Origin of the sequence: Arthrobacter alkaliphilus (assembly GCF_021483235.1) — a bacterium.
GTDB classification, from domain to species: Bacteria; Actinomycetota; Actinomycetes; order Actinomycetales; family Micrococcaceae; genus Arthrobacter; species Arthrobacter alkaliphilus.
In genome coordinates this window covers 70,979-87,857 of the sequence record NZ_JAKEEC010000006.1, presented here as the reverse complement: position 1 = coordinate 87,857, position 16,879 = coordinate 70,979, and the positions used below count along the sequence as shown (strand labels likewise).

The 16,879-nt window shown below is 62.2% G+C and carries 14 protein-coding genes; 8 read left to right on the top strand and 6 right to left on the bottom strand.

Annotation, left to right across the window (positions count from 1 at the left end; translation table 11 throughout):
• Positions 1-6: 6 nt before the first annotated feature.
• From L0B83_RS06675 to L0B83_RS06665, 3 genes are all read right to left on the bottom strand, one after another.
• Positions 7-942: a carbohydrate ABC transporter permease gene (locus L0B83_RS06675; protein WP_234757630.1), complete on the bottom strand. Its 936-nt coding sequence runs from the start codon at positions 940-942 to the stop codon at positions 7-9.
• The gene (locus L0B83_RS06670; RefSeq protein ID WP_234757629.1) at positions 942-1,829 is read right to left on the bottom strand and encodes a carbohydrate ABC transporter permease; all 888 of its coding nucleotides are present in this window, start codon (positions 1,827-1,829) and stop codon (positions 942-944) included. The genes L0B83_RS06675 and L0B83_RS06670 overlap by 1 nt, the downstream gene beginning before the upstream one ends.
• A gap of 66 nt (positions 1,830-1,895) precedes the next feature.
• On the bottom strand, positions 1,896-3,173 hold the full coding sequence (locus L0B83_RS06665; RefSeq protein WP_234757628.1) for an ABC transporter substrate-binding protein: 1,278 nt from the start codon (positions 3,171-3,173) through the stop codon (positions 1,896-1,898).
• Between the two features lie 390 nt (positions 3,174-3,563).
• On the opposite strand from L0B83_RS06665, the gene L0B83_RS06660 reads away from it, so the two are divergent.
• The 7 genes from L0B83_RS06660 (at position 3,564) to L0B83_RS06630 (ending at position 12,437) form a co-directional block, all read left to right on the top strand.
• On the top strand, positions 3,564-5,027 hold the full coding sequence (locus tag L0B83_RS06660) for a hypothetical protein (protein ID WP_234757627.1): 1,464 nt from the start codon (positions 3,564-3,566) through the stop codon (positions 5,025-5,027).
• Between the two features lie 89 nt (positions 5,028-5,116).
• Positions 5,117-6,196, top strand: a complete 1,080-nt coding sequence (locus tag L0B83_RS06655; protein ID WP_234757626.1) for a LacI family DNA-binding transcriptional regulator — start codon at positions 5,117-5,119, stop codon at positions 6,194-6,196.
• On the top strand, positions 6,193-7,158 hold the full coding sequence (locus tag L0B83_RS06650; RefSeq protein WP_234757625.1) for an ABC transporter permease: 966 nt from the start codon (positions 6,193-6,195) through the stop codon (positions 7,156-7,158). Before L0B83_RS06655 ends, L0B83_RS06650 begins: the two co-directional genes overlap by 4 nt.
• A gap of 4 nt (positions 7,159-7,162) precedes the next feature.
• A complete protein-coding gene (locus L0B83_RS06645; RefSeq protein WP_234757624.1) occupies positions 7,163-8,122 on the top strand; it encodes a carbohydrate ABC transporter permease in 960 nt (319 codons plus the stop codon).
• A 64-nt stretch (positions 8,123-8,186) separates the two neighbouring features.
• The gene (locus L0B83_RS06640; RefSeq protein WP_234757623.1) at positions 8,187-9,794 is read left to right on the top strand and encodes an ABC transporter substrate-binding protein; all 1,608 of its coding nucleotides are present in this window, start codon (positions 8,187-8,189) and stop codon (positions 9,792-9,794) included.
• A gap of 108 nt (positions 9,795-9,902) precedes the next feature.
• On the top strand, positions 9,903-11,411 hold the full coding sequence (locus tag L0B83_RS06635; protein WP_234757622.1) for a glycoside hydrolase family 32 protein: 1,509 nt from the start codon (positions 9,903-9,905) through the stop codon (positions 11,409-11,411).
• Between the two features lie 27 nt (positions 11,412-11,438).
• Positions 11,439-12,437 carry an aldo/keto reductase family protein gene (locus tag L0B83_RS06630; protein WP_234757621.1) on the top strand — a complete coding sequence of 333 codons (999 nt, stop codon included), beginning with the start codon at positions 11,439-11,441 and terminating at the stop codon, positions 12,435-12,437.
• A 48-nt stretch (positions 12,438-12,485) separates the two neighbouring features.
• Here the strand turns inward: L0B83_RS06630 and L0B83_RS06625 are convergent, their stop codons facing one another.
• Complete coding sequence (locus tag L0B83_RS06625; protein ID WP_234757620.1) at positions 12,486-13,703, bottom strand: FAD-dependent monooxygenase; 1,218 nt, start codon at positions 13,701-13,703, stop codon at positions 12,486-12,488.
• Positions 13,704-13,943: 240 nt separating this feature from the next.
• Between L0B83_RS06625 and L0B83_RS06620 the strand changes: the two genes are divergently transcribed.
• A complete protein-coding gene (locus tag L0B83_RS06620) occupies positions 13,944-14,804 on the top strand; it encodes an SDR family oxidoreductase (RefSeq protein ID WP_234757619.1) in 861 nt (286 codons plus the stop codon).
• Positions 14,805-14,852: 48 nt separating this feature from the next.
• On the opposite strand, the gene L0B83_RS06615 is transcribed toward L0B83_RS06620, so the two are convergent.
• Both L0B83_RS06615 and L0B83_RS06610 read right to left on the bottom strand, forming a co-directional pair.
• Positions 14,853-16,574 carry an FAD-dependent oxidoreductase gene (locus tag L0B83_RS06615; RefSeq protein ID WP_234757618.1) on the bottom strand — a complete coding sequence of 574 codons (1,722 nt, stop codon included), beginning with the start codon at positions 16,572-16,574 and terminating at the stop codon, positions 14,853-14,855.
• 24 nt (positions 16,575-16,598) lie between these two features.
• A complete protein-coding gene (locus L0B83_RS06610) occupies positions 16,599-16,862 on the bottom strand; it encodes a UBP-type zinc finger domain-containing protein (protein ID WP_234757617.1) in 264 nt (87 codons plus the stop codon).
• Positions 16,863-16,879 lie beyond the last annotated feature (17 nt).

The following is a 16,879-nucleotide window of genomic DNA, read 5'->3' as shown; positions in this document are numbered from 1 at the left end:
AGTTGCTCAGCCCTTGACGGCGCCGAGTGTCATGCCTGCGACGATCTTGCGCTGCAAGAGAAGGGTCAGGAGGATGACGGGGATCGAGTAGACGGCAGCGAGGGCGGTCATAGATCCCCAGTCGAGTCCGAACTGGGTCTGGAAGTTCGCGATGACCACGGGTGTGGTCTGGGACCGGACTGCGGTCATGAGAAGCGCGAACAGGAATTCGTTCCAGGAGGCGAGGAAGGCGAAGATCGCAGTGACGGCGATGCCTCCGGAGACCACCGGGATCACCACTCGCCAGAGGGCTCCGAGCCGGCTGCAGCCATCCACTGTCGCGGCTTCCTCCAAGTCCTGTGGGACGGCCTCGAAGAAGCTGGACATGAGCCAGATGGAGAGCGGCAACGAAATGGTGGTGTGCGCGATCGACAGGGCGATCGGAGTGTCAGCCAGGCCCACGGAGGCCATCATGGACGCCAGCGGGATGCCGATAGCCACCGGCGGAACCATGCGGGTGACGAGGGCAGCCATGATGAACACCCTTCCGCTCCGGGTCTTATATCTGGTGATGCCGTAGGCTGCCGGGATGGACAGGACCAGCGAGAGAGCGGTGCTGATCACCGCGGTCTGGATGCTGTTGATGAACGACGCCGGCACTCCGCTGCGGCCTAGGGCGTTGGCGTAGTTGGCCAGTGTCCATTCCTTGGGCAGGATGGTGGGCGGTACGGCGATCGTGTCGATGGGGGTCTTGAACGAGGTGAACAGCAGGTAGAGGAACGGGAAGCCGTAGAGGACCAGGGAAGCGGCGAGCAGGATCCACAGGATGGTTCGGGTGCTGCGCTTTCCGGCTTCGAGTCCTTCACGGTTGACGCCGCGGCGCCGGCGGTTCGCGCCGGTCGCGGGTGCTGGACCCTTGCTGGTATGGCGGGCAGGGATGACGGGACTTTCCATGGTGCTCATCAGGTGTCCTTTCCTGGCCGCCAGATGGTGGTGACGGCGACGAAGGCGATGGCGAGCATGGCCAGCAGGTAAATGGTGCCCATGGCGCTTGCCAGGCCGGGATCGCCGAAGCGGATCATCGTCCGGTAGATGAGAAGGCTCATGGTTTCGGAGGCGGACTGCGGCCCGCCGTTGGTTTGGATCAGGATGGTGTCAAAAGCCCTTGCGGCGTCGATGCCGCGGACCACCAGCGCGACGGCGATGACCGGCCGGAGCAGCGGGAGGATGATGCGGAACAGCAGCGCCGGGGCGCGGGCGCCGTCGAGCCTGGCCGCCTCGATCAGGTCCCCGGGGATGTTCTGCAGGCCGGCGAACAGCACCAGGCACATGAACGAGGTGGTGAGCCAGATGTCCGGGATGGCGACGGAGAACAGGACGATGTCCGGGTTTGAGAGCCAGCCGATCTGGTTGGGGTTCTGCAGGATACCCGCCTGGCTGAGGAGGCTGCCGAGCAGCCCGAAGTTGTCGATCATGAGGAACTTCCACAACAAACCGGCCACGATCGGCGCGATCATGAGGGGGTAGAGGAACATGGTCCGCCAGATCTGGGATTTTTTGCCGAGGGTGGTGAACAGCAGGGCGATGCCCAGGCCGAGGGCGAATTCGAGGGTCACCACCATGACGGTGTAAGCGAGGGTCCGCCAGCCGGCGCCCATGAAGTCCGGGGACGTGAAGGCGCGGACGTAGTTGTCGAGGCCCACGAAGTCGCGCGGACCTCCGACGAGCGGGGAGATCTTGAAGAAGCTGTCCGCCACAAGACGGAACAACGGGTAAGCAACAAAGACTGCGAGGAACAGCGCCGCGGGAGTCATGAGGTAGAGGGCGAAGCGGCGATCAGGGATACGCACGGGATTCTCTTCCGCTGGTTGGGGCCGCGGCCGGCAACGCCATGGGCTGCTGCCGGCCGCGGAGTCTTACTTGAGGAGGGCCTGGATCTTGGACTTGGCGTCCGCCAGCAAGGTCGCGCTGTCTCCGCCGGCGACGGCCTTTTGAAGCATCGGAACCAGGACGGTGTCGACAATCTGCTGCCACTTAGCCGTTGCCGGACGGGTTGCCGTCGCGGGTGCATTGAGCGTTTGGATCAGCGGCTTGAAGCTCTCATAGCCGGGCTGGTCCTGGTACTTCTGGAAGGCGGAGACCCGTGCAGCGAGGCCGAGGTTGGACTGAATGGCCAGGTCATTATGGTCGTACGCGCACTTGACGAACTTTTTCGCAGCGTCTGTGTTCTTGGTTGCCTTCGGAACTGACAGGTACCAGGGACCGGGAACACCAGCCACACCGGCGGAGCCGCCAATCATCGGGGCTGTTCCGACCTTGCCGTAGACCGGGGAGTCCTTGGGGATCTGCCGGTAGGCATGCGCCCAGAACCGGGTCATGGCCGTCTTGCCCTGGTTGAAGAGGTTCTGCGCGGCAGCCCAGTCGACCTGGGCGGCGCCGGCCGGGGCGTCCTTGGCGAGGCTGGTGTAGAAATCAAGCGCCTGTTTGTGGGCTGCGTTGTCGATGATCACGTTGTTGTTGCTATCCAGGACCATGGGTGAGCCGGCCTGCAGCACGTGGGCGAGGTATTCGGTTTCCACGCCGCCCTTGACATCTGTTCCGTACATCCCGTCCTTGGTGAAGAACGCGGAGATGTCCTGGTACTGCTGCCAGGTTGTGGGTGCTGCCAGCTCATAGCCGTACTTGGCCTTGAAGTCAGCCTTGTTCTTGGAATCCTCGAACAGGTCCTTGCGGTACAGGACGATCTCGGCGTTGGTCCACGCCGGCATCCCGATGAAGTGCCCGCCGACATTGGCTTCCTTGACCAGCGACGGGAAGATGTCCTTCTTCGCCTCGTCCGTGAAGAGCTCATCGATGGGCTGCAGGGCGTCCTTGAAGCTCGGCAGCCAGACGGAGTCCAACGCCGCGACATCGAAGGAGACGGTGCCGGATGAGAATTCGCTGGAGAGACGGTTGAACAAGCCGTCGTAGGGGAGTTCGACGAAGTTGACGTTGACCCCGGTGTCTTTCTTGCACTGGTCGGCAATGGGCTGCAGTTCTGCATGTCCACCTGCCTCAACCAGGACGTTGATGGAGCTTCCGCCGCTTTCGCTGGACGCGGGGCCCCCTGCGCCGCATCCGGTTGCAACGAGCGCGACGGCGGTGCAGATGCCGCCGATGGCGGCCAGCTTGGAGATTGTTTTTCGAGAGGACATCGCTGTCGACTCCCTTTCTCGGGAATGGAAACACAAAGACGAAATGATTTGTGAAAAACCGTTTTGCCAAAACGACTTGGCAACACCCTACGCGGGGCGGGCGGAGAGTGTCAAGGGTCACAATGCGGCCGGTGGTGGCAAGCAACCCGGGATGAGCCGCAGGGTCCGCCTCAGTCCAGTGGGAGTTTTTTGTGAATCCGATAAGACGGGTTGACGCCGCGGTGTGATGAGCATTACAGTCATAGAGCCGAAGTTATACGAATGACTTCCTGAACATTAGTGATGGCGCGGCCCGGATTTCCGCAGGGGTCCGGTCTTCCTGCCGGAGAGCATTCCCGCAGCCGGGCGCAGGCGGCACGGATCGAAGAAACCAAAGGATTGCACCGAAACATGATTTCCATCGACGCCCGTACCGGGCGCCAGTTGATCGTTGATGACCATCTGTTGGAGCACCGGTCACTCGTGCGAACGTGGTTGCCGCCCACTCCCAGCGCACGGAACCCGGTGCTGGCCCCTACGACGGACCGCGACATGAATGGTGGCCGATGTCCGGTGGCTGCCCCTTTCGACGACGGAATCCTGTATGACCACGCGAGTGGCCAGTGGCGCGTCTGGTATATGTCGGGCTGGTTTGACCGGACCTCGTTGCGCACGTCTGCGGATGGCGTCGCTTGGAATGACCGCGCGCCGAGGGAGCTCACAGGGCTGGCTTACGAGGAAGGGGAAAGCATTCTTCAGCGTGATGGCGTTAGCATCTGCCGCGATTATGCCGATGCCGAAGCTAAATACCGCATGCTGCGCTGGGTCCGTCGCAGGACCGGCGATTTCGGCCCGGACGATTTGCCAGCCCACTCAACGCCGGTCATCTCGGAGGGGGGTGAGATCTATTCCAGCAACGACGGTGAACATTGGGTCCACGAAGGTCCGTCGGGCCCATGCGGTGACAACACCACGTTTTTCTATGACCCATTCCGGCGGAAGTGGGTCTTCAGCCTCCGCACCCACCTTGGGCCGTACGGCCGGGGCCGGGGTTGGCATGAGGCGGACGACTTTCACGCAGCGTCCCGTTGGGCGGAGGATGAGGTTTTGCCGTGGGTCGGGAGTCATGGCTTCGGGGCGGCACCTGCCTTCGGCGATTTGCGCACACCGGAAATATACAAAGTCACGTGCATGCCCTATGAAAGCGCCATGCTTGGAGTATTCGCCGTGTACCGGGGCCCTTCCAACGACTATGCCGAAGCGCATGGCCTGCCGAAAATCATCGATCTCTACCTGGGCATCTCAAGGGACGGCTACCACTACACCGTCAACCCTGAGCCCTTCCTTGCCTCGTCCTTGGTTCCCGATGCCTGGGACTACGGCTACCTCCACATGGTCAATGGCGGCATCATTCCATACGGAGACGAAACCAGAATCTACTACACGGGATTCTCGGGTATCTCGCCGAGTCTTGGGCACCACATGTACGCGGGGGCTTCGATGGGACTGGCCACAATGCGGCGTGACGGATTCTGTGCCCTGACGCCTGGTCCGGAGGGCACGGGATCCATTCGGACCAGGCCGCTCCTGGTACAGGGTAGCCACCTATTCATCAATATCTGCACAGGAGCAGGCGAAGCCGAAGCAACCGTGACTGACCTTGACACAGGTGTCACCGAAACGCACACCGTCCCCCAGGGCATCGACAACACCCGCTATGGCATCCCCTTGGCGACGCCCACGGTGCCGACCCCGCGGCGCGTCACTGTGACGCTTGGACTCTCCGCCGATGCGCGCCTGTACTCGTTCTGGTTCTCGGACGAATCCGGATCCAGCGGCGGATACAGCGCCGGCGGCCCCATCCTCTGGGACTGAGGCCGCCGCGCTGACGCTCACGTCGGGCATAACTTGACGCGAGCGTGTGAGCCGCATTACATTCAATCAGCAGGTAGTTAGTTATACGCATGACTAACGCAACGAACAGCGAAGGAGGTGCCAAGTTGCGCAAGCCCAGTCCAAACTCAGGACCTACCATGCACGACGTCGCGGCCCTCGCCGGGGTTTCCCAGGCCACAGTGTCCCTCGTCCTGAACGATGTGAGTGGTTCCCGGTTCTCACAGAAGACCAAGGACAAAGTGGAATTGGCCGTCCAGCAGCTCGGATATCGGACCAACGCACATGCCAAGGTCCTGCGTGAAGGGGTCTCCGGCATGGTCGGCTTCGTCGGCGACGTTGTGGCCAGCGCCCCCTTCGCGGGCAAGATCATCGAGGGCGCACAGGAACGTGCATGGGAATCGGGACTTCTGGTCCTGACGGTTAACACCAACGGAGACAAGGATCTCGAGCGCGCCTCTTTGGAGGCCATGCTTTCGTACAAGGTTGCCGGCGTGGTCTACGCGTCCATGTACCACCAGGAGGTCGACGTTCCGGCTGCCTTGCGCGGCGTTCCATCCGTGGTGCTGAATTCCGAGGACCGTGAGCGCCGGATCCCCAGCATCATCCCGGACGAGGAACTCGGCGGGTATGCCGCCACGAAGCGACTCCTCGACGCCGGGCACCGCCGGGTGGCCATGATCAACATCGAAACCCTCGAAAGCAGGCTGCCCGCTGCCCTCGGGCGGTACGCCGGCTATTCCCGGGCACTCGTCGAAGCCGGCTTGACCGTTGATCCGGCCATTGTCCGGTTCGGCGACGGGAATCCCGGCGACGGCCTCCGGTACGCCCGGGAGCTCATGGCCGGGGCAAACCCCCCGACGGCCATCTTCTGCGCGAATGACCGGACCGCCTGGGGTGCCTACCAGGCGCTGGAACAACTGGGATGCCGGATACCCGATGACGTTGCCGTTATCGGCTTCGACAACCAGGAGACCTTGGCCCCGTATCTTCAGCCGGGGCTGACCACCATGGACCTGCCGTTTGTCTCCATGGGCAGGCGCGCAGTCGAAATTCTCATTGAGGGCGGCGAACCGGACGGCCGGATTGAAGCCCTCGAATGTGCCCTTATTGAACGGAGTTCAGTGACGAATTCAGGTGCGGCGGCATGAGCCGCGCAACGTCGACCAGGATCCGGCCTCCCCGGCCCCGTCCGGTCAAAAAACCAATCTCTTTTCGCTTGAGACGGGTGGTTGGTGCCTGGCAGTTATACGTATTACTAGCGCCGGCCTTGGTTTATATTGCCGTCTTCAAGTACTGGCCGATGTACGGGGTTCAGATCGCGTTCCGAAGCTACAACCCGGCGGACGGTTTCCTCGGAAGTCCGTGGGTCGGTTTAGCCAATTTCCAGCGGTTCGTCTCTTCGTTCCAATTTGAGCGGGTATTGGAAAACACAGTCTGGCTCGCGGTCCTTGGCCTTCTCATAGCGTTTCCGGTGCCGATCGTCCTGGCCTTGCTCGTGAACCAGCTCCAGGCCCGGCGGTTCAAGCAACTTACCCAAACGGTGTTGTATTCGCCCGCCTTCATTTCAACGGTCGTGATTGTCGGAATGCTGTTCGTCCTGCTCTCGTCACGGTCGGGCCTGATCAACAATGCCCTCCAGCTCTTTGGTGGCCAGCCTGTCTTCTTCATGGGATCGGCCGACTGGTTCCGCCCGGTGTACGTGGCGTCGGACATCTGGCAGCACGCCGGATTCTCCATGGTCGTCTACCTGGCCGCGCTGACCGGCATCGACCCTGCTCTGCACGATGCAGCCAAGGTTGACGGGGCAAACAAGTTCCAGCGGATCAGGCATATCGACATCCCCGGAATCATGCCTGTCATCACGGTGCTGTTCATCCTGGCGATCGGCAACCTTCTCAACGTCGGTTTCGAAAAAGCCCTGCTGATGCAGACGAACCTAAACACGCAGACCTCTGAGATCGTCCAGACCTACGTTTACCACGCGGGACTGCAGCAGGCGCAGTTCAGCTACTCCGCCGCGATCGGCCTTTTCAACTCCTTGCTCAATCTGGCGCTTCTGGTGACTTTCAACTGGGTGGCCCGCCGCGCAACCAAGACAAGTCTGTGGTAACCAAATGACAACCAGAACCATCCCCTCACACGAGCTCCTCCGTGAACGCCCGCCAGCAGTCGCGTATAAGGTTCCGCTGCGCGCCCGGCTGGCCGACCCGGCATTCAACACCCTGGCGATCGCCATCCTGCTTGTTGCGATTGCCGCAGTCGCCTACCCGCTCTACTTCATCGTCATCGCGTCAGTCAGCGACCCGAACCAGATCTACGAAGGCAAGGTGTGGTTCCTGCCGGCAGGATTCACCCTTGAGGGCTACCAGAGAATCTTCGCAGATCCGGCCATCTGGCGCGGTCTTGGCAACTCCATCCTGTACACGGTGACGGGCAGCATCATCAGCGTTGGCTCCATCCTGGGCGCCGGCTATGCCCTCTCCCGCAAGGACCTGCCCGGTCGAAAGTTCATCATGCTGCTGTTTATCATCACCATGTTCTTCGACGGCGGCCTGATCTCCCGGTACCTGGTGGTCCGTGATCTGGGATTGCTCAACACCATGTGGGCGGTAATCCTGCCCGGGGCCATCGGGGTCTGGAACCTCATCATTGCCAGATCCTTCTTTGAACACAGCATCCCCGACGAACTGCGCGAAGCCGCCCAGCTCGACGGCGCCTCGGACTTCCAGTTCTTTTTCCGGATGGTCCTCCCGCTGTCCAAGCCGTTGATCATGCTGATGCTCATGATCCATGTCGTGGGCAACTGGAACTCCTTTTTCGACGCCCTGATCTACCTCAACGATGACACCAAATACCCGCTGCAACTGGTGCTGCGGAACATCCTCATCCAGTCCGACGTCGCCGCATCCGGAAATCTCTCGGGCGACGTCGAGTCCTATGCCGCTGCCCAACGGGTCGCTGAACTGACCAAATACGCCATGATCGTCATCTCCAGCCTGCCCCTGATGATCGCCTTGCCGTTCATGCAGAAGCACTTCACCAAGGGCGCCCTCATCGGTGCCGTCAAAAGCTAGAACGATCCACACCAAACCCTAGAACCCCACCGAAACCCAATTGGAACCCCTGAAAGGGAAACCCATGAAGAAAAACCACGCCCTGGCCACGGTCGGCGTCTTCGTCGCCGGAACACTGATGTTCACTGCCTGTTCTGGGCAGAGCCCGACCGGTATCAAAGATTCCTCGTCGGACTTCGGCCTGAAGCAGACCGGATTGCCCATTGTCGACAAAACACTGACCCTGCGTTTCTCCGGGACGAAAGCCCCGCTGGCGCCGGCGTACGAGAGCATGCCGCTGGTCCAGCAATGGGCCAAAGACACCAACATCGACGTCAAGTGGGAAAATCTGCCCGATAACGTCTATAAGGAAAAGAAGAACCTTATCCTGGCCAGCGGGGACCTGCCGGATGCCTTCTTCAACACCGGCTTCTCGGACTCGGACCTCTCAACTTACGGGACCAACGGTACTCTCATCCCGCTGGAAGACCTGATCGACAAGTACGCCCCGAACCTGTCAAAAATCCTCAAGGAGCGGCCGGACATCAAGGCAGCCATCACTTCGTCGGACGGGCATATCTACTCCCTGCCCAACGTCGAGGAACTTGGGTTGCATTCCTACCCGAATTTTATGTCGATCAACAAGGCATGGCTGGACAAACTCGGGCTGCCGGTTCCGCAGACCATCCAGGAGTACCACGACGCCCTCGTCGCCTTTAAGACCAAGGACCCGAACGGGAACGGCAAGAACGATGAAATTCCTTTGAGCTTCATCAACAACTGGTGGTGCGCGGACGTCAGCGACCTGTTCGCCGCTCTGGGCGGTCTGCCGGACAACATCGACCACCGCATCGTCCAAAACGGCAAGGTCATCTTCACCGCGGCGCAGGACCAGTACAAGACGGCCGTTTCAGAACTGCACAAGTGGTACCAGGAAGGTCTGATCGACCCCGAATCGTTCACTCAGGACGATAAGGCGTACTTGGCCAAGGGTAAGACCGCCGATGAAACCCTCGGCTCCTACGTCTGGTGGGAGACTGCGGAAGCTGTCGGCGCGAACCGTGCCAAGGACTACGTCGTAATGCCCGTACTCAAAGGCAAGGACGGCAAGCAGATCGCCAGCGTCGCCAACGCCGGGGATATCAGCCGAGGCGCGTTCGCGATCACCCGTGCCGACAAATATCCTGTGGCAACCATGCGCTGGGTGGATCGTCTGTATGACCCCACGATGTCCGCGCAAACCAGCTGGGGGCCTGTCGGCACCGCCCTGCAGAAGGATGCAAATGGCGTCCTCCAACAGATTCCCGCGCCGGCCGGCACGACGGCGGGGGAACAACGCCAGAAAGTGGCCCCGGGTGGCCCGCACATCGTCACAGCTCAAGACTTCCAGACTGTCGTGGCCCCGGAGCCGCGGGCCGCTGCTCGCCAGCAAACTATCAAGGACCTCTTCAAGCCCCATGCCGGGAATGAGCCGTACCCCAACGTGCTCCTGTCCAACGACGAGCTGCAGCAGCTAAGCACTATCGAAACCGACGTCCAGACACTCGTGAAGGAAAAGCGCGCCAAGTGGATCGTTTCCGGCGGAGTTGACCAGGAATGGGATAGCTATGTCGCCCAGCTGAAGTCCATCGGTTTGGACAAGATGGTCAAGATCTACCAGGACGCCTACGACCGTTACAAGAAGAACTCCTAACCGCCCGACACCGCGGGGTAGGTCTGCGCAAGCCGGCCTGCCCCGCCGTCGGGAACCTGCAACTGGACAGCACCACACCCACGATCACAGAAGCGAGATCCGACCTTCATGACTGCCGTGACCGCCACGACGGCCGATACTTTCCGGCCCGCACTGCACTACGCAGCCCGGAACACCTGGCTCAACGACCCCAACGGCCTTATTCACCATGAAGGCATCTACCACCTCTACTACCAGAACAATCCCTTGGACAATGTCTGGGGCAACATGTCATGGGGACACGCAACGTCCCCTGACCTGCTGACCTGGACCGAGCACCCCGTCGCCATCGCCTGCGACGAGACCGAAGACGTCTTCTCCGGCAGCGTCGTCTTCGACCGTGCAAACACCAGCGGCTTCGGCACCGGGGCCCGCGCGCCGCTGGTCGCTGTCTATACCAGCGCGTTCAAAGAGCCATCCTCACGCGATGGCATCCAGGCCCAGTCGCTGGCCTACAGCCTGGACGGTGGCTACAACTGGACCAAATACGCCGGAAACCCCGTGCTGGATCGTGGATCGGCAAACTTCCGTGACCCCAAGGTGTTCCGCTACGACGGCGATGCAGGTAGCTACTGGGTCATGGTTGCTGTCGAAGCGAATGACTTCAAGGTGGTCCTCTATAAGTCCAACGATCTCAAGAGCTGGGAATTGCTGAGCAGCTTCGGTCCGGCGAATGCGACCGGGGGAGTGTGGGAGTGCCCGGATCTCTTCCCGCTGCCAGTCGACGGCGATCCGGACAACCTCAAGTGGGTCCTCATAGTGAACCTCAATCCCGGCGGCCCCAATAACGGCTCGGCCGGTCAGTACTTCGTGGGAGACTTCGACGGCGTTAAGTTCACCTCCGTCACTACGGTCACCGAAGGCCCCCAGGATCCGGCGCGTTTGGCTGAGTACCAATGGCTCGACTGGGGCCGTGACTACTACGCCGCCGTTTCTTTTAGCGATGCCCCGGACAACCGACGGTTGATGATCGGCTGGATGAACAACTGGGAGTACGCCAACAAGATCCCGACTTCGCCTTGGCGGGGCCCCATGTCACTGGTCCGCGAAGTATCCCTGCGCACCATTGAAGGAAACCCGCGCATGGTGCAGCATGTCGCAGGGGATCTGACATCACTGAGAGGGCATGGTCCCTCGTTCAGCCTCGAGGCAGTCGAAATCCCCGACGGTCAGCATGTCCTTACGGGCGCGGCCGGGAGTGCCCAACGCATAGACCTCAGCCTCGTTCCGGGGACTGCAGAGGAAATGGGGATCGTTGTCCGCGGCAACGGAGTGGAGGGAACCCGGATCGGCATTCGGCCCGCCGAGGGTTACATCATCGTCGACCGCCGCGAATCCGGCCAAACAGATTTCCACGAATCCTTCGCTTCGGTCGACACCGCGCCCATCCAGACGAGGAATGGCGCTTACGAGCTAACCATATTTGTGGACCGGTGCTCGGTTGAAGTCTTCGCCAAGGAAGGGGAGGTCACCCTGACCGAGCTGATTTTCCCATCCAGGAGTAGTACCGGGGTCTCCCTCTACGCCGTCGGGGGAACCGCAATAGCAAACAAACTGAGTGTTACCCAATACGCGTGAGAGACCCCTGACAAAGGAAAATGCCACATGGAATACCGCAAGCTCGGCTCATCCGGCATGTACATCAGTGAACTGGCCTACGGGAACTGGGTCACCCACGGTGAGCAAATCGACCAGGACGCCGCCAACGCATGCGTCCGCCAGGCCCTCGACCTGGGTATCACCACCTTCGACACGGCCGATGCCTATGCCGGCACCCGTGCCGAGAAAGCCCTAGGCGAAGCACTCAAAGGCGTGCGCCGCGAAGGACTGGAGATATTCACTAAAACGTTCTTCCCCGCCGGTGAAGGCAAGAACGACCGCGGTCTGTCCCGCAAACACGTCATGGAATCCATCAACGCTTCCCTGCGGCGCCTTGGAACGGACTACGTCGACGTTTACCAGGCCCACCGTTACGACTACGAGACCCCACTCGAAGAGACCATGCAGGCTTTCGCGGACATTGTCCGGTCAGGCAAGGCCCTTTACATCGGCGTCTCCGAATGGACGGTTGGCGAAATCCGGGCCGGCGCAAAACTTGCCAAGGACCTGGGGATACAGCTCATTTCGAACCAGCCGCAGTACTCCATGCTCTGGCGGGTCATCGAGGACGAAGTCGTCCCCGTCAGTCAGGAACTGGGCTTGGGCCAAATCTGCTGGTCACCCCTTGCCCAGGGGGTACTCACCGGCAAATACGTCCCTGGCCAGGACGCGCCGTCGGGGTCCCGGTTCGCGACGGAGGAAGGCGAGGTGAAGACCGAGCTCAAGTTCATGCGCCGAGCGGTCCTCGAACGGGTCCAAGCGTTGAAGCCAGTCGCGGAAGAAGCGGGTTTGTCCATGGCCGCCCTCGCCCTTGCCTGGGTCCTGCAGAACAGCAACGTCTCAGCTGCCATCGTGGGAGCTTCACGACCCGAGCAGCTTGTGGACAACGCGGCCGCCGTCGGAATCAACCTGGATCCGGAGTTGCTGGCTCGAATCGACTCGATCCTTGACCCCGTCATCGAACGCGACCCCTCTAAAGTCGAATCCTTTCTGACTCGCCCCTAACGCGGACGCAAGTCCGGCGGGCCGGGTCTGCACGACAAACGCGAGGACCTATTCCAGAGCCGGTGGCCCGTTGTAGTCCTTGAGCTTCATTGAATCGGCAAGGCGCAGGCCTTGGTTGCTGAATCCGGCGGCGGCCCGGGCCAGTACCGGGGGCAGGTGGGAGATCAGCCGCGTGCCGTGGATGAGGGTCCAGACCTGTGCCCGGTTTGCGGGGATAAGGATCCGTGCCGTGTGCCGGGCGAGGGAGCGGCTGCCGCGCACGTAGGGCAGCATTTCCCGTTCGGTGGCCGAGAAGGCGCGCGCGTAATCGTTGCCGGCTTGGGCGAGTTCACCGGCAAGGACGTAGGCTCCGACGATGGCGAGGCTTGTGCTGCCGCCCACCACTGCCCCGGGGCAGTACCCGGCGTCGCCGACGAGCGTGACCCGGCCCCGGGACCAGGTGTCCAGGGACAGTTGGGTGATCGCGTCAAAGTAAAAGGCATCAGTGTGCTCCAGTTCTTCCAGCCAGCGGTCTACCTCGGCGTTGAGCCCGGTGAAGGCGTCGCGGAGCAGGTTCTTTTGACCGGGAACATCGTGCCGGTCGTAGGCAAGCGGGCGTTCTGTGCGGAACAGGAAAAGGGCCCGGGCGTCGTGCAGGTGTCGGGCACTGTAGGTGGCAGCGAGCCGGCCGACGTCGAGGTAGGCCAAGATGCGGCGGTCGAGCCCGAGTATCTTGGGCAGGGAGAAGACGGCCAAGTAGGCACCGAGGAACGAGCTGAACTGCTCCTCCGGCCCGAATAGGAGGCGGCGCACGTTTGAGTGCAAGCCGTCGGCTCCGATAATCACGTCGAATGTCCGGGGCGGGACGTGCTTGAAGCTGACCTCCCCCGTGTCCGGGGAGAGCACGGTGATGGAGTCACCGAAGAGGTATTCGACGTCGTTGCTTGTGGCAGCGGTCAGGATCGCGCTGAGGTCATCGCGCATGATCTCGACGTGACGTTCGGCGATGGTGTGGACGAATCTTTCGATGTCCGCCTCGACCGGCCGTTTCAAACCCGGTGCGAAGAAGGTTCCGCTGGTGGTTCCCGTCTCCTTCGCCAGGACCCCGGGCAAGACTCCCATCTGGTCCAGGATCTTCAGGGCGGGGCTGAACAGATCGACCGCGTGCCCGCCCGCCGTGCGAGGACCGGGAGCCTGCTCGACGACCGTCACCGAATGACCGGCACGGCAAACCCAGTAGGCCGCGGTGGGACCGGCGATGCTGGCTCCGGAGATAAGGACGCGCACTGGACTTACATCCCTCGGCCACCCAAAAAAGACTCTGCCTGCCGCGGATCCGATCGTGCTGAAACGCGCATCCTGGGCATCATCTCCTCGCCTCCACCGCGATCTTCCTTGAGTCTAAGCCTGCGGCGGCGGAGCCGGACCATCGCCCGGACCATCTCTCCATCAGCCGGCGGGCTTCCTCTTTCACTGGAAGCGGGGAGAAAGTCAGCTAAGATTCCCGCGACAAATAGACTGACGGGTATGACTATCCTTCTGGCCGGGTGCGGTGATTTGGGCACCGAAGCCGGCCTGCGGTTCGCCGCTGCCGGGCACAGAGTGGTCGGCTGGCGGCGCACACCCGCGAAACTTCCGCCTGAAATCGAGGGCGTCGCGGCGGACCTCAGGTCCCCGGGCCTTCCGCAAGTCCCGGCGGACACCACCGCCGTCGTCGTTGCTGTTGCCGCCGACTCGCCTACGGAGACTGCCTACCGCTCGGCCTACCTGGACGGACTTGCGCATGTCCTGGACGCCTTTGAGCGCGACGGCGTGACGCCGCGCCGTGTTTTGTTCGTCTCCTCAACCGCCGTCTACGGTGACGCCGACGGCGGTTGGGTGGACGAAGGTACGACGCCGGCACCTGGCCGTTTCTCAGGGCGCGTCCTTCTTGAGGCCGAAGGCCTTCTGGCTGACCGTCTGCACGGAACCTCGTCCACTGCCGTAGTTGTTCGCCTGGGTGGTATCTACGGGCCGGCGCGCACGCGGCTCATCGACCAGGTCCGTACCGGCTCGGCCGTCATTCCTGATGTTTCCCACTACACAAACCGTATCCATCGTGACGACGCCGCAGCCGCTATCGTCTGGTTGTGCACGATGGAGGATGTACCGTCCCCGGTCTATGTGGGCGTGGACGACGAGCCGGCCGAGCTGGGCGAGGTCTTGCGTTTTCTGGCGGCAGAGCTTGGCCTTGGCGAGCCGCCCATCGGTGATGCCGGCGAGGCCCGCGGCGGCAACAAGCGGTGCAGCAACGCCTTGCTGCGCGGCACCGGTTTCACCTTCCGCTATCCGACCTTTCGGGAGGGGTACCGGGAGGTCCTTGCCGGAGTGGGCCTGCGTCACCCATAAGTGCAGCGCGCTGAGTACTAGCGCCGTCCCGACTGAAGAGGTCGTCCTTCACGAACGCGCCGGTCCCTCCCGGAGGAGGCGCAGGTGCTCGTGGATCATTGCCACTGCCGTTGAGCCTTCACCGGCGGCAGCCGTTACGCGTTTCACCGATCCATGCCGGACGTCACCGGCCGCGAACATTCCGGGCACGCTGGTCTCCAAGGGGAGTCGTCTGCGCCGCAGATGGCTGAACTCGGGAGGGAAGTCTGCTAGGTCAGCCCCGGTAAGGATAAAGCCGTGGTCATCCAGCGCGACGGTGCCCTGCAGCCATGCTGTGTGCGGCTTGGCGCCGATGAAAACAAAGAGGTACCGGGAGTCGAAGATGCGTTGTTCGCCTGTCGCTCGCAGATCGACCACGATCCTTTCAAGGCCGCCGGAACCGGCTACGCCCACGATGTTGGCCCCCAGAAGCACCTCGATTCCCTTGTGCTCATCGATTCGATCGGCGAGGTATCCGGACATGTCGGCGCGGAGGTCGTCCCCGCGTACCACCAACCGCACGGGCGTCCCCATGCCAGCGAGGAAAAGAGCGGCCTGACCCGCCGAGTTTCCGCCACCGACTACGGCCGCCGGCTGCGACATGCAGAGCCTGGCTTCATGGACAGTGGCCGCGTAGAAGACACTGATCCCCTCGTATTCCTCCAGTCCCGGGACCGGCAGGCGGCGGTAGCGAACCCCGGTTGCGAGCAGGGCGGCACGTGCGGAGGCGGGGCCGCTCTCGTCGAACTCGGCGCGGAACTCACCGTCCCGGAACGTGATGGTGTTTGCCCGGCAGGCGACGTTGATCTGGACTCTGAACTTCCGAGCCTGAATGGCTGCTCTTTCAGTGAGTTCCCCGCCGGATATTCCGGAGGGAAAGCCGAGAAAGTTCTCGATTCGTGATGACGTGCCGGCTTGCCCTCCGATCGCAAAGCCTTCCTTGAGGACCACTGACAACCCGTCGGACGCCGCATACACTGCGGCCGCCAGGCCTGCGGGTCCGGCCCCGATCACCATGAGATCGTACGAGGCAGAATGCTCCTTCACCACCCGCAGGCCCAGGGCGAACGCCAGATCCGCGTTGGACGGGTTTTTGAGGACCTGCGCAGCGGTGAGCACCACTGCGGGCAGCTCACTCGTGAGGACCCCTGCCTGTTCCAGGATTGCCTGTGCTTGCACGTCATCCTCCAGATCGACCAGTCGGTGGGGCAGGCGGTTGGCGGCTGCAAATTCCAAGATCCGAAGGGTGTCACGGCTGAAACGGGACCCGACGATGCGGATGCCCGCGCCCGCGCTGATCAGGAGGATCCGGCGCTGAAGGTATGCCCGCAGGATCGTCTCACCGATCGCGGCGTCCGTCAGGAGCACACGGCGCAGGTCGTCTCCGCTGATTTGCAGCACTTCACCCGGCTCGCCGACCACCGTGCTGAAAAAGGCCGGTTGCCCCTCGACCAGGCCTAGTTCCCCAAGGAAACGTCCAGGACCGTGAACTTCGAGGATCCGTGTGCCCGGGCCGGGCTCAGCAGGTTGTTTGTCCCCGGCGCCCAGCCCCTCCACGACCAGTACCTTGCCCTGCAGTATGGCGAAGAAGTCAGCGTCGACCTGTCCCTCGTGTATGAGGACTTCCCCGGCGTGAGTGGCACGCCTGGTGCCGACACGGCCTAGCAACTCGATCTGGGCCTGGCCGAGCCGCGGATAGGCGCCGGAGTGATCCGGCGTTTCGGTCAACGTCGATTGTGCTGCAGGTTCCATCAGTGGATCGCGCCCTCCCGCGTTCTAGACGTATGCCTCATGGGGGTAGCACCAACGCCAATCCTCACCGGGCTCGAAGGAACGAACGATGGGGTGCAACTCGGTGGCGTGAGCCCTGGCGTGCCGCATGGGTGAAGCGTCACAACACCCGACGTGGCCGCAGGTAAGGCATAGACGCAAGTGAACCCAGGGAGTGCCCAAAGCCAGGCATTCCTCGCAGCCTTGGGGTGTGCGCACCCGAACGGGACGAACCCGTGCCAGATGCGGATCAGGAATCCCGGGAAGCATAGCGGCTCCTGTCTGTC

Coding starts and splice junctions, on each gene's coding strand:
- L0B83_RS06675 (WP_234757630.1), bottom strand. CDS start 942: ATGAGCACCATGGAAAGTCCCGTCATCCCTGCCCGCCATACCAGCAAG.
- L0B83_RS06665 (WP_234757628.1), bottom strand. CDS start 3,173: ATGTCCTCTCGAAAAACAATCTCCAAGCTGGCCGCCATCGGCGGCATC.
- L0B83_RS06660 (WP_234757627.1), top strand. CDS start 3,564: ATGATTTCCATCGACGCCCGTACCGGGCGCCAGTTGATCGTTGATGAC.
- L0B83_RS06655 (WP_234757626.1), top strand. CDS start 5,117: ATGACTAACGCAACGAACAGCGAAGGAGGTGCCAAGTTGCGCAAGCCC.
- L0B83_RS06650 (WP_234757625.1), top strand. CDS start 6,193: ATGAGCCGCGCAACGTCGACCAGGATCCGGCCTCCCCGGCCCCGTCCG.
- L0B83_RS06645 (WP_234757624.1), top strand. CDS start 7,163: ATGACAACCAGAACCATCCCCTCACACGAGCTCCTCCGTGAACGCCCG.
- L0B83_RS06640 (WP_234757623.1), top strand. CDS start 8,187: ATGAAGAAAAACCACGCCCTGGCCACGGTCGGCGTCTTCGTCGCCGGA.
- L0B83_RS06635 (WP_234757622.1), top strand. CDS start 9,903: ATGACTGCCGTGACCGCCACGACGGCCGATACTTTCCGGCCCGCACTG.
- L0B83_RS06630 (WP_234757621.1), top strand. CDS start 11,439: ATGGAATACCGCAAGCTCGGCTCATCCGGCATGTACATCAGTGAACTG.
- L0B83_RS06620 (WP_234757619.1), top strand. CDS start 13,944: ATGACTATCCTTCTGGCCGGGTGCGGTGATTTGGGCACCGAAGCCGGC.
- L0B83_RS06615 (WP_234757618.1), bottom strand. CDS start 16,574: ATGGAACCTGCAGCACAATCGACGTTGACCGAAACGCCGGATCACTCC.
- L0B83_RS06610 (WP_234757617.1), bottom strand. CDS start 16,862: ATGCTTCCCGGGATTCCTGATCCGCATCTGGCACGGGTTCGTCCCGTT.